Source organism: Pseudarthrobacter sp. MDT1-56 (assembly GCF_059383555.1).
The window spans coordinates 505,466-517,752 of sequence record NZ_JBWZCK010000001.1; the positions used below are offsets into that span (position 1 = coordinate 505,466).

Sequence of the window (12,287 nt, forward strand, 5' to 3'; positions counted from 1 at the left end):
AAGCCGCGCCCCTTTCTCGCTGCTTTAATTTAACAGCATTGGTCACGCAAGCTTGACACACGATGAATATTTGTGGCCCCGGCTGTGCCTAAACGGTAATAACCGCTATAGCGTGGGTATTCTGACAATACTGGCGCACCATGAGTGCACTGCAGTAACAACGCGGCCTCTATGGGGGTGGTTGCCGCAGGATCAGACATAGAGGGGGACCATGACTGACTTGGGAGTCGCAGTCGTCGTTGAGGACGACGAGGACGTACGTCATCTCGTTGAAGCCGTGCTGAGCCAGGCGGGATTTGACGTCCACGGCGCAGCCAGCGGGCGCGAGGGCGTCGAGGTGGTGCGGAGCCAGAAAGCCAGCGTCGTCACCTTGGACATTGGCCTGAACGATATTGACGGCTTTGAAGTCCTGCGCCGGATCCGGCAGTTCAGCGACGCCTATGTGGTTATGCTGACCGCTCGGACGGACGAGCTGGACACGCTGACCGCGCTGCACACCGGCGCCGACGATTTTATGACCAAACCATTCCGCCCGCGTGAGCTCCGGGCCCGGGTCGCCGCGATGATGCGACGGCCCCGCCACGAGTTCACCGAGGGCACATCCCCGCAGCCGGGAGCCGCGCCGTCGGCGGCTCTGGTCCTGCCGCAGGATTCCGTGTTTCGGCACAACGGCCTGGTGCTGAACCCGCACACCCGTTCGGTCACCCTCGACGGCGTGCCAACCAGCCTGACCCGCAGCGAGTTCGATCTGCTGCACGCGCTGCTGAAGGCCGCCGGTGCAGTCCGGACCAAGGTCGATCTGGTGCGGGTGGTTCGCGGCGAGTATTACGGCGCGGATGCGTACATCAGTGAATCCGACGAGCGTGCCGTGGAGGTCCATATCGGTAACCTGCGGCGAAAACTGCGGGAGGATCCGCTGCAGCCCCGCTGGCTCCAGACTGTCCGTGGCGTGGGCTACCGGCTCGCCCCCGCCCTGGACTAACTGTCCTCGAGGTAGCCGAGCTGCAGTTCGTCCACGGTGTCGTTGCCGCTTTCGGCGACTTCATGCAGGAGGAGCCGCGCGAGGTCGGCATCGCGGAGGCGGATGGCGTCCTCGAGCTCCCTGGCCAGCTCGGCCAGGCGGATCCCGCCCACCATCGCCGAGGACGTCTTCAGGCTGAGCACGGCATCCAGGGCCGCGGCGTCGTCCCCGCTGTCGAGGGACGTGGCGAGGGACTGGTAGCGCTGGTCCCACATGTTGGTGTAATCCCGCGCGAATCCCTTGGCTACGGCCGGGCTGTCCAGTTGGGACCCGAGCTCCTGCAGGGCCGTGGGGTCGACGAGCGGCGGCGCCGTGTCGGGCGCAGTGTCCTTGAGCTCCGCTGGGGCCAGTCCTGCACCGCAGGGGCAGGGTTCGGCGGAGAGGCTATTGTTTACGTCGGCGTCGTCTGGAGCTCCTTGAAAGGACATGTGACCACGCTACTGCCTGCCCGTGCCGCTGCCCTGCGCTCCGGGTGATCCTGCGCAAACCCTTGCGCTATCCCGTTGGCTTCCTGAGGGTTCGCTCTGCAGGGCCGATCTCCCGGGTATGCAGGGGCGCTACTGGCCGCTGAAAGTCTCGATCGTGTTGATGACGGCTGGACCCAGGATGGCAATGAACAGGACCGGAAAGATGAAGAAGAGGAGCGGGAACAGGACCATCACCGGAAGCTTCATGGCCTTCTCTTCGGCCCGTTGCCGGCGCTTGACGCGCATCACCTTGGCCTGGACGCGCAGGACCCGGCTGATGGCGATACCGTAGGTGTCCGCCTGCACCACGGCCTGGACGAAGCTCCGGAGTTCGGGGATGTTGGTGCGTTCGGCCAGGGCGAGGTAGGACTCGCGGCGGCTGCGTCCCACCTGCATATCCTGCAGGGTGCGGACCAGTTCCTCGGCCAGCGGGCCCTTGCCGTTCTCGCCGGCGCGGGCCATGGCCCCCTCGAAACCGAGGCCAGCCTCGACGGATATCAGCATCTGGTCCAGGGTGTTGGCGAGCTCCAGCTGCATGGCCTTCTGCCGCTCTTCCCCCTTGCTGTAAAGCATCAGGTCCGGGATGAAGTAGCCCAGGACCACAATTAAGATCCCAACCAGTTTGATGATCGGCGTTGATCCGATCGAGCTGAGAAAGAGTCCTAGCAATCCGCCCATCAGACCCAGCGCAGGTTTGGCAGCAAGCAGCCGGCCCAGCGGAAGGTTCGCCGGGCGGCCAGCGAGGGAGAGTAGGTGATCGAGTTTGAGCACGTACGCGGCCGGCGTGAGGCGGTACCCGATCTTCTCGATGAAGCCGGTACCGGCCTTCCTGTCGTCCTCTTCAGCGCGGTGGTTTCCCCGGGCCAGGATTTCCCGGGCAGCCGTCTGGCCCTTCTTGTCGGCGGACAGCAAGGTCCACGCCAGGTAGCCGAGCGGCAGGCAGATCAGGAGGAGGGCGAGGACAATCAAAGGATCCATGGCTGGCTCAGAATTTCAGGTCGATGATTTTGCGCATCCAGAGACCGCCGATGGTCATCAGGATGCCTGAAGCGACCAGCATGATTGCGCCGAGCAGGGTGGTGAACATTTTGTCCATATATCCGGGGGTGACCAGCATCAGCATGGCCACGATGCCGAAAGGCAGTGCCATCAGGATGTAGGCGGAGAATTTCCCCTCGGCGGCCAGGGACTTGATGTGGCCCTTGATCTCGCTGCGTTCGCGGATAGTTTCGTTGACCTGGTCCATCACCTCGGCCAGGTTGCCGCCCACTTCGCGGTTAATCTGGATGGCTTGGGAGATCCAGATGAAGTCCTCGTTTTCCATCCGCTCGGCCGTGTCGTTGAGAGAATCCAGCAGGTCCCGCCCCAGGCTCGTTTCCGAGATGACCCGGCGCATCTCTTCGGACGTGGGGGCTTGGGATTCGTTGGCGGCGGCATCGATGGCGCGGAGGATACTGTGCCCGGCGCGGAGGCTGCCGGAGAGCAGCTGCAGAGTATCGCCCAACTGCTGATCGAACTTGGCGCGCCTCTTACCGGACAGGAACCCCAGGACAAGGTGTCCCCCGAACGGAGCCGCGACCACTAGCAATACCCCCAACAAGGGACCGGCCACCACGAGGCCCACCAGACCCCCCACGAAGGCGCCGATCATAACGAGGAAAAGGAAATCCGCCTGGCTCAGGCGCAGGCCTGCGTTCTCCAGGGTTTCCCGGTTGAAGAAGCGGACGTTCCGCTTAACCAGAACGGCGTCAATCGCGTCGACGGCGGAACCTGCAAAGCGGGTCAACTGCGAGTCTGACTCGGTCCGGAAGGGGCGACGGCGGTCCAGCGGCACCGTCGGGGTGCGGGGGATAAGCACTGTCACTCCGGCCAAGGCGGCTGACGCGACCACGAGGGTTACTGCAATGATCAGGATCATGGACGTCAGTGCTTTCCGGCCAGGTCCACCGGCGCTCCGAAGACGCCGGCCGAGACGTGGATGCCCAAATCTTCAAAGCGGTCGATGAACCGCGGACGGATCCCGGTGGGGACCGGGGTTCCCAGGAATCGTCCGTGCTGGTCGACGCCGGCGGAATAGTCGAAGACGAAGGCGTCCTGGAGGGTGACGATGTCACCTTCCATGCCCTGGACTTCGGTGACGTGGGTGATGCGTCGGGTGCCGTCCCGGAGTCGGGAAATCTGGATGATCAGGTTGACGGCGGAGGCGATCTGCTCACGGATGGCCCGCAGCGGAAGATCCATGCCGGCCATAAGCACCAGCGTTTCCAGGCGGGCGACGGCGTCGCGAGGCGAGTTGGAGTGCACCGTGGAGAGTGAGCCGTCGTGGCCGGTGTTCATTGCCTGGAGCATGTCCAGCGATTCGCCGCCGCGGACCTCACCGACCACAATCCGGTCCGGACGCATACGCAGGGAGTTGCGCAGCAGCTCGCGGATGGTGACCTCGCCTTTGCCCTCCGTGTTCGGCGGCCGGCTTTCTAGCCGCACCACGTGGGCCTGCTGGATCTGGAGCTCGACGGCGTCCTCGATAGTCACGATGCGTTCGTTGGCGGGGAGGAACGAGGACAGCACATTGAGGAGCGTGGTCTTCCCAGTACCGGTACCGCCGGAGACGATGATGTTCAGCTTTGCCTTCACACAGGCGTTCAGCAGCTCGGCCATCTCCGGCGTGAGCGTGCCGTAATCGATGAGGTTCCGGACCGTCAGCGGGACCTTGCTGAACTTACGGATGGTCAGCGAGGAGCCGCCGACGGCCAGCGGGGGAATCACGGCGTTGACGCGGGAGCCATCCTCTAAGCGCGCATCCACCAGCGGGGAAGACTCGTCGATACGGCGGCCCACCTTGGACACGATGCGCTCAATGACCTTGCGCAGGTGGTCCTCGGAACTGAACCGGGACTCGGTGAGCGTCAGCTGGCCCTTGCGTTCCACATAGATCTGGTCCATCCGGTTGACCATGATTTCGGTGACGTCCGGGTCATCCAGGAGCCGCTGCAGCGGACCGTACCCCAGCACGTCATCGGCCACGTCCCGGACCAGGCGGGAGCGTTCGTCTGTTGTCAGCGGGACTTGTTCCGCATCGATGATGCGGATGAGCTCTTCCCGGGCTGTGCTGCGCAGCTCGCCTTCCGTAATGGCTGAGTCGTTGAAGCGGGCTCCCATCTTTTCGAACAGCGCCGTCGCGGCGCGCTGCTTGATCGCTGCGAAAGCGTCCACGGGCTGGTGGGATTTGGTCTGGAAGCCGTCGGGCTGAACGGACGCGCCCGGGGACGGTACGGGTTTTGCGGCCGCCGGCGGCCGTTCGTGGCGTGTCGACGGTGCAGACGTCCGTGCCTCCAGCCGTGGAGCCGGGGGAGTGGCGGTGGAGGCAACGGAAGCCGTAGTCATGGTCCGCGCGGGGGTCGCGGAAGGCTGGGTCTTCTCCTGTGCCGCCTGGATGCGTTCCGAAAGTTTCACCTAGACCACAACCCGCCGGTGAATCTTGCGCGGGGTTTTTGCGCGCCCGGCCGGGCTGAAGCGCTCCACGAGCCGGTTCAGGCCCTTGACCGCAGGGTCTTTTCGGGACTCTTGCAGTACGGGAATGCCGCGGTTGGTGGAGAACGCGACGGAGCGGGAGCGGGGGACGCTGACGTCAACGGGCGCGCCAAGGGTGGATTCGACGTCCTGGACGGAGAGACCGCACTTGGGGTCGGCCATATTGAGCACCACGTGCCGGCCTTCCGGCATGATGTCCAGCTGGCGGAGGATGTCGAGACCGGAGCGGAGGCCGCGGACGCTGGGGATGTCCATGGCGCTTACCCAGACCACATCGGTGCAGGCCTCCATGGCGGCCAGCCCGATTTCGGGCAGTCCGGGAGCGGTGTCCACCACCACGTATTGGAACTCGTCCGCCAGTTGATCCAGCAGCCGGGTGATCTGTTCGGGTGTGATGAAATCGGCCTCAACCGGGCTCTCCGGCGCGCACAGTGCGTAGATGCTCGACGAGTGGACGGTGAGGAACGCCTTTAACACCAGTGTGTCCTGGCTAGCGGCAGGGGAGACGGCATCGGTGACGGTGTGCGCCGGGTTGAGGTAGAGCCCGGAGGCGACGTCGCCGAATTGCAGGTCCAAGTCCACGATTACCACGCTCATGGGTGCAATCTTGCCCAGGCCCACGGCCACATTGGTGGCGATGGTGGTTTTTCCGACGCCGCCTTTGGGGGAGAAGACTCCGATCACCGTGCCCTTGCCGCTGTCTGCCTGTTGCGAGGGCTCCGTCCGGTGGCGGTTGGCGAAGGACTGGCAGGCCCGCTCCAGAAGGACCCGCATCTGATCCGGATCGGCCGAGGGGCTGAGGATGTCCCGGACGCCGGCCCGCATGGCCTGCAGGATGAAATCGGGGTCAGGCTCGCTGACCAAGAGAACGGTCAGGTCCGGGGCTTGGACGTCAAGCACCATGGCGAGGCGCAGAGCCTCGTCGACAGGTACGTCGGGACCCAGCACCAAGACTTCTGGTCGCTCCTGGTTCAGCTGCGCGAACAGGTCGTATGGGCCGGCAGGTAAAACGTTTGTCAGGAAGGTCTGCACGCCCCCCTGGAGCCCGCCCGCCACCGCCTGCCTTAGGCGGTTGTCAAAATCCGCGTTAGGTGTGATCAGGACAAAGCGGCTCACTTGTAAACCTCCGGTTTCGTCATGATCCCGGGCTTGCCGCTTTCCGTGGCGTCGAGGGGTTCCCTGCTCAGCCAGATGCTGGCAAAGTCGGTGAACTCCGAAGCATAGACAATCTTCGTTGCGTCGACATCATTGACGGCAACGGTTAGGAGCAGCAAGCCGGTGGGGAGTGACGTGTCCTCCACTGGAGCCGAGCCGTCCGCGGTTGGCTGGGGGGAGGGCGTGGCGACGGGCGCGCGCTGGACGGCGGTGACCAGGACTTTGTGGATGGATAACTGTGTTGTTTCCTTTTCCGGCTTGGCCTCGAGGCCGCCAACCTTGAGATTAATGAAGATTCCGACGTGGTCTCCCGGAGCGATGCGTCCGCCGACGACGCGCTGAGGTTCCAGCTGGAAGGACACCTCCTGCAGACCGGCAGGGATCTCTACCGACCCTTGGATCTTGAGGTTTTCGGGTTCGACTAGACGCTCCGTCAGTAGCTGCTCGCCGGGAATGAGGTCGACGGCGGCAACCTTGCCCTGTAACTCATTCAGCGACTTGAGGGAGGACTCGGATACGGCCGCTGCGGGAAGCTGCTCGGTCGCGATTGAGGCGCTCATAGCTTCCACCGAAGTCCCGGCCGGAATTGCGTTTTTCACCACCAGAACGCTGACAGGCTCAAGGTTTTTAACTGCCCGTTGGTCCGCGCCCTGCGCATAGGAAATCACGAGCATAGCCCCCACTATTGCGAGGACTACTGCCGCCGCCCCTGCCAATAACCGAGACTTCACGAACTGCTCCTGAGAGGTATTGAAACGCTGAACTTCATGGATCTAACTGGTCAATTCGACGACAGTGGCGCCATAGGGGCTGACCGGGCCGAGCTTGTAGCCGTCGGACAAAGAGACGTAGTTGACGAATTTTCCGATGATGCCGCGGCAACTGCCTGTGCAGTCCAAGGCTTTGTCGGACGATTTATTGTTATAGACCAGCGGCAGCTTGTCGGCGCCACTAAAGGCCCAACCCTGGACGCTAAAGGAAGCGAATGCCAGCAGATCGTAAGAGGCCCCGGAACCGGTTCCGTTGACGTCCTCATAGACCGGCAGCAGCACGTTGATCGCCCGGCCTGCAGCCAGTTCGCTGGCCCATTTCGTGAGAATAGCGTCGCAGTTTGACGGTCCGTCATTCCCGGTGTCACTGCCGCTCTGGTTGATCGCAAGGTTTACGAGGCCGCCACACTGCCCGGTGCTTTGGACGATCCAGCCAAAACCACCCTGCACCGTCTTACCGGCCGGGCCCAGGGGGCAATCGGCATTGGCGTTAGCGGAGTGGTTTTGCAGCAGTTGCGTTGCGCCGCCCACCATACCCGAGACCTGGCAGATCGAGAATGCCAGTGGGAACGGTGTAGTTCCTTCAATGGGGCTGCCCCACCGCACAGAGGAACTCGCAGTTACTTCGGCGCTGGGGATTCCGAGTGCCTTGGCGAAGAAGAGGGAGACAGTGTTTGGGGCGCTTCCGGATTCCATTGCGCCGGTCGTTACCGTGACCGTGCGGCCGGCTTTGTCCAAATATATGGACTTGACGCCGCTCCTTCCATCCAGGGCGTTGCCGTTGGCCATGCCTGCTGCGAGGGGGGCTTCCGTGGAGCAGTTTGCGTCGGCCGCATTCTTGGCACACTTCTGTGCCACCATCAGCGCGGCGGAGTCGGAGCCATTCTGTAGTTGCGCCCGTTCGGAGTACAGCATTCCGACGTCGACGGCGATGGCAGCAAAGCCGAGCAGGACCACCATCAGGAGAGCAACGATAACGGCGATTCCGCCGCGCTGCCTGTCAGCCGGCGCATTTATCCGCCGCATTGCATCGTCCCTGTGCCTTTCATGGCGAACGGGCCGGCGATTCCCGTCATGGTGGTGAGCGAGTAATTAATTGTCACGGTCACCTGGACGTTCGCTGCGCAAGCCGTGGGGACGGGTGTCGTCGCAGGCGTCGTTTGATACTTGAAGACAATCTTTTCGTCTTTGAGGCCCGGGTTGAGGACACCGGCGACGTTCTTAGCCGCAGTTTTGGCGTTGGACTCGCTGTTGTTGATGGCCATCACTCGCACGCCCTCACGTGCCGCATTGGACAGCGTAGTTTGCGCGCTGTAAGCGCGTCCAAACTCCATAATGCCGAGCAGCAGCATGATCATAACCGGAACTACGAGGGCAAACTCCACCGCGGCGGCTCCACGTTCGGATGCCTCCGACATGGCGTCCTCTCATACTGATCAGACAGTTCGGCGGCGGTCGCAACCGCCGCCGAACTGAGGGTGAATTCCTAGGCTAGGCCACGCACGCGGTACCGTTCCAGGTCGGCGTCGCCGGCGTCGTGATTCCGCAGTTAACGCTCTGGAACATGTCGTCCAGCGATCCGCCGAGGAGGCTCACTGCGGCGATGATGACAACCGCGATGAGGGCGACCATGATGCCGTATTCAACGGCGGTTGCGCCTTTCTCATCGCGGCGGAGGCGGAGGGACAGGTTGGTGTAAAGAGAAAGCATGGTGGACTCCTGAGCGAGCGAAGGGAAGCTGGCCAGATACCAGCTCTGCCAGAAAGTTAGCAATGCGATTCGCCCGAAGTTACTCTGCTTGCCACATCCTGCGCCAACACTGCCCAAACTGTACGTTTCCTGAGTATTTCTTGCGCGGAATCTGTACCCCGGTAGCGGGGCGGCCGGCGGGGAGCGGGCACGAAAGGACCCCCTTGGCTCTGGGGTCCAAGGGGGTCCGGTTTCTGGGGCGCAGGTTATAGATTGCGCGGTGCCCGTGAGGCAGCTTGTTTACTTAGGGGAGGCCGAGGGCAGTTCTTACTCCGGTGCTGAGTTGCCCGAAGTAAAGATTCAGCGCCGTTCCGAAGGCCCCCACCCCCGCCACGATGACAATGGCGATGAACCCTGTCAGGATGCCGTATTCGGTGGCGGTGGCGCCGTGTTCATCCGTGCAGAGCCTGCTGAGGTTCCGGATCCAGGCGCGGAGGCCGCGAGACGTGTTTGGCATGATTTCTCCTAGGAAAACGCAGCCATGATGCCCATGACCGCGGGCCCCATGAGGATGATGAAGAGCGTAGGGAAGATGCAGAAAATCAGCGGGAAGAGGATCTTGACGGGGATCTTCATGGCATGCTCCTCGGCACTCTGGCGACGCTTGGTTCGCAATTCCTGGGCTTGCGCTTTGAGGACTTTGGCGATCGCGATGCCGTACGTGTCCGCCTGGACGACGGCCCGGATGAAGCTGCGGAGGTCAGGCGAATCGACCCGATCTGCGAAGGCCAGGTAGGCGTCTTTGCGGCTACGCCCCACTTGCATGTCCTGCAGGGTCCGGGTGAATTCGTAGGCCAGCGGGCCGGTGCCGTTCTGAGCGCTCCGTGCCATAGCCGCTTCAAAGCCGAGGCCGGCCTGCACGGAAATCAGCATCTGGTCCAGGGCATTCGGGAGCTCAAGGCGGATCGCTTCGCGGCGCTTCTCCGCCTTTGTCCGGATCAGAAGGTCCGGAACGAAGTAGAGGAAAACCACAAAAGCCAGAGCTACAAGGATGCGCTGGGGGGAAGGCTCTACCAAGAAACCAGCAATACCGAGTCCGGCGCCGCCGAGTGCCAATAGCGGTTTGACCATCAGGAGCCGCCCCAACGGCCAGTCCTTGGGCCGTCCCGCCCCGGCCAGTTGCTTGTCCAGCCAAGCAACGTAGCCAACCGGAGCCAGCTTCCTGCTGAGCGCGGCAAGCTGCTCACCAGTCATGGACCGTCCGACGGCGGCCCCCGCAGATTTTGTGCCGAGGTTAGTGCGGATGTTGCGCAGGCCGGTGCGATCCCCGGTGAAAGCCAGCCAGACCATGCCGGAGATGGGCGCAATGATGGCTAAAACCGCGGCCATTGCGATGGGTTGCATGTCTTCCTCCTCAGAACTTCGGCTTGATGAGTCGGCTGAGCCAGAAAGCGCCGAGGCTGAGCATGACGGCCGCGACCGCAATCATGATGTAGCCGGGAACCGTTGACGAGAACGTCTTGGCATAAACCGGGTTGATGAACTGCAGAGCGATGAACAGTAGGATCGGCAATGCGATCAAAACCAAAGCGGACACCCGTCCTTCGGCGCTGAGGGCCTTCACCTGGCGCCTGACTTGGTTCCGGTCCCGGATCGTCTCACCCACGTGGTCTAGAACCTCTGCCAGATCTCCGCCGACTTCACGGTGGATTTCTATGGCTTGGGCGATCCAGCCGAAGTCCTCATTTTTTGTCCGGTCCGCGACATCGAGGAGGGATTCCCCGAGGTCGCGGCCGATGCGGGTCTCGTTGACGATGCGGCTCAGTTCATCCGCCATGGGGGCGTCGCTTTCCTGGCCTGCAGCGTCCAGCGAACGCAGCAGGCTGTGCCCGGCACGCATGCCGCCGGAGAGCATCCGGAGCGTGTCCGGAACCTGATCGTCGAACTTGGCCTGTCGGCGGGAGATGAGCAAGTTCAGAGTCAAGGCGAGCCCGATCGGCGCGGCAAGGACCAGGAGGACCGCGGGGAACAAACCTCCCAGCAGGAACCCGGCCACCCCAGCCAGCAGCGTTACGATCCCGGCCAGGAGCAGGTAGTCCGCGGACTGCTTTTTGAGCCCGGCGCTGTCGAGCCGCCGCCGGGACAAAATGCCGGAAGGCTGCGGCTTGAGCTTGGCATCGATCACGCCCAGCGTCGCGTCCGTCAGCTTTGTCAGGGCCGAAGGGTTCGCGACGCCGCCGGGCCGGCGGCGTTCGGCCGAAATAACGTTCCGCGACTTCAATAGAACCCAGAAGGCGATAGCGAGCGCCAGATAGACCAGTGCCAGGCCTAATACCATGACCGCAGGGGAAGCGTCGTTGGGAATCATCGGACGCCCCCAAGATGCGCCCCGAAAACGGCGGCCGAGATCGGAATGCCGAGTTCAACGAACCTGTCGGTGAACCGCGGGCGGACGCCAGTAGGTATTGGTTTGCCGAGGAACCTGCCATTGGCGTCCACCCCGGCGGAGTAGTCGAAGACGAAGGCATCCTGGAGGGTGACGATATCCCCTTCCATGCCCTGCACCTCGGTGATGTGGGTAACCCGGCGGCTTCCGTCACGGAGCCTTGTGATGTGGACGATGAGGTTCACAGCGGAGGCGACTTGTTCGCGGATGGCCCGCAGTGGCAAGTCCATCCCGGCCATCAGCACCAAGGTTTCCAACCGGGCCACCGCATCCCTGGGAGAGTTGGCGTGAACAGTGGATATTGACCCGTCATGGCCGGTGTTCATGGCCTGGAGCATGTCGAGTGATTCGCCGCCGCGGACCTCGCCTACGACGATCCGGTCTGGCCGCATGCGGAGCGAGTTGCGGACGAGTTCGCGAATGGAAACCTCGCCGCGGCCTTCGATATTCGCAGGACGACTCTCCAGCCGCACCACGTGCTCCTGCTGCAACTGGAGTTCCACAGCGTCCTCGATTGTCACAATGCGGTCTGTCTCCGGGATGAAAGAGGACAGCACATTGAGCAACGTGGTTTTTCCTGTACCAGTACCGCCCGACACGATGATGTTCATCCGTGCCAGGACACAGGCTCGAAGGAGTTCAGCCATTTCCGGGGAGAGGCTGCCGAACTCGATGAGTTTGTTCACCGTGAGGGCTTCGCGGGCAAACTTTCGGATGGTCAGCGAAGGCCCATTGACGGCCAGGGGCGGGATGATGGCGTTGACACGCGAGCCATCGGCAAGCCGGGCATCCACCAAGGGCGAGGACTCGTCAATCCGTCGGCCCACCCTGGAGACAATCCTTTCAATGACCCGGCGCAGTGCTTCATCGGAGCTGAACTTGGCATCAGTTTTTTGGAGATGGCCATGTTTCTCCACGTAGATGCTGTCGTGGCGGTTGACCATAACTTCCGTGACTTCAGGATCGTCGAGGAACCGCTGGATCGGACCGTGGCCCAGAACGTCGTCGATAATTTCGCGGGTCAGTCGCTGCCTTTCAGCCGAGGTAAGCGGAACCTGCTCCGCGTCCACGACCTCCTTGAGTTCAGCCTTGACGTGCTGGTGCAGTTCCGCTTCATCCATCGAAGAGTCGGAGATCCTGGAGCCGAGCCGCTCGTAGAGTGCCTGGCTTGCCCGTTCCTTAAGCCCGCGCAGGGCCTCGCTGGCCAT

At 62.8% G+C, this 12,287-nt stretch carries 14 protein-coding genes; 1 reads left to right on the plus strand and 13 read right to left on the minus strand.

The window, feature by feature from the left end:
- The first annotated feature begins 211 nt into the window (after nucleotides 1-211).
- Entirely contained in the window at nucleotides 212-982 is a 771-nt protein-coding gene (locus AC50YC_RS02490; RefSeq protein WP_494952029.1) for a response regulator transcription factor, read from the plus strand.
- Here the strand turns inward: AC50YC_RS02490 and AC50YC_RS02495 are convergent.
- From AC50YC_RS02495 to AC50YC_RS02555, 13 genes are all read right to left on the minus strand, one after another.
- Nucleotides 979-1,449, minus strand: a complete 471-nt coding sequence (locus AC50YC_RS02495) for an Hpt domain-containing protein (RefSeq protein WP_494952030.1) — start codon at nucleotides 1,447-1,449, stop codon at nucleotides 979-981. The genes AC50YC_RS02490 and AC50YC_RS02495 overlap by 4 nt on opposite strands.
- A gap of 129 nt (nucleotides 1,450-1,578) precedes the next feature.
- Nucleotides 1,579-2,466, minus strand: coding sequence for a type II secretion system F family protein (locus tag AC50YC_RS02500; protein ID WP_494952031.1), 888 nt, complete (start codon nucleotides 2,464-2,466; stop codon nucleotides 1,579-1,581).
- Nucleotides 2,467-2,473: 7 nt separating this feature from the next.
- On the minus strand, nucleotides 2,474-3,406 hold the full coding sequence (locus AC50YC_RS02505; protein ID WP_494952032.1) for a type II secretion system F family protein: 933 nt from the start codon (nucleotides 3,404-3,406) through the stop codon (nucleotides 2,474-2,476).
- A 5-nt stretch (nucleotides 3,407-3,411) separates the two neighbouring features.
- Entirely contained in the window at nucleotides 3,412-4,941 is a 1,530-nt protein-coding gene (locus AC50YC_RS02510) for a TadA family conjugal transfer-associated ATPase (protein ID WP_494952033.1), read from the minus strand.
- Nucleotides 4,942-6,135, minus strand: a complete 1,194-nt coding sequence (locus AC50YC_RS02515) for a CpaE/TadZ family protein (protein WP_494952034.1) — start codon at nucleotides 6,133-6,135, stop codon at nucleotides 4,942-4,944. It abuts the gene before it with no gap.
- On the minus strand, nucleotides 6,132-6,848 hold the full coding sequence (gene cpaB / locus AC50YC_RS02520; RefSeq protein WP_494952035.1) for a Flp pilus assembly protein CpaB: 717 nt from the start codon (nucleotides 6,846-6,848) through the stop codon (nucleotides 6,132-6,134). The genes AC50YC_RS02515 and cpaB overlap by 4 nt, the downstream gene beginning before the upstream one ends.
- A 99-nt stretch (nucleotides 6,849-6,947) precedes the next feature.
- Complete coding sequence (locus AC50YC_RS02525) at nucleotides 6,948-7,970, minus strand: pilus assembly protein TadG-related protein (protein WP_494952036.1); 1,023 nt, start codon at nucleotides 7,968-7,970, stop codon at nucleotides 6,948-6,950.
- Nucleotides 7,958-8,362, minus strand: coding sequence for a TadE/TadG family type IV pilus assembly protein (locus tag AC50YC_RS02530; RefSeq protein ID WP_494952037.1), 405 nt, complete (start codon nucleotides 8,360-8,362; stop codon nucleotides 7,958-7,960). The genes AC50YC_RS02525 and AC50YC_RS02530 overlap by 13 nt, the downstream gene beginning before the upstream one ends.
- Nucleotides 8,363-8,435: 73 nt before the next feature.
- On the minus strand, nucleotides 8,436-8,654 hold the full coding sequence (locus AC50YC_RS02535) for a Flp family type IVb pilin (RefSeq protein ID WP_494952038.1): 219 nt from the start codon (nucleotides 8,652-8,654) through the stop codon (nucleotides 8,436-8,438).
- 283 nt (nucleotides 8,655-8,937) lie between these two features.
- Nucleotides 8,938-9,150: a Flp family type IVb pilin gene (locus AC50YC_RS02540; protein ID WP_494952039.1), complete on the minus strand. Its 213-nt coding sequence runs from the start codon at nucleotides 9,148-9,150 to the stop codon at nucleotides 8,938-8,940.
- A gap of 8 nt (nucleotides 9,151-9,158) precedes the next feature.
- Entirely contained in the window at nucleotides 9,159-10,037 is an 879-nt protein-coding gene (locus tag AC50YC_RS02545) for a type II secretion system F family protein (protein ID WP_494952040.1), read from the minus strand.
- Between the two features lie 10 nt (nucleotides 10,038-10,047).
- Nucleotides 10,048-11,001 (minus strand): type II secretion system F family protein, encoded by a 954-nt coding sequence (locus AC50YC_RS02550; protein WP_494952041.1) that lies wholly within the window; start codon nucleotides 10,999-11,001, stop codon nucleotides 10,048-10,050.
- The gene (locus AC50YC_RS02555; protein ID WP_494952171.1) at nucleotides 10,998-12,287 is read right to left on the minus strand and encodes a TadA family conjugal transfer-associated ATPase; all 1,290 of its coding nucleotides are present in this window, start codon (nucleotides 12,285-12,287) and stop codon (nucleotides 10,998-11,000) included. The genes AC50YC_RS02550 and AC50YC_RS02555 overlap by 4 nt, the downstream gene beginning before the upstream one ends.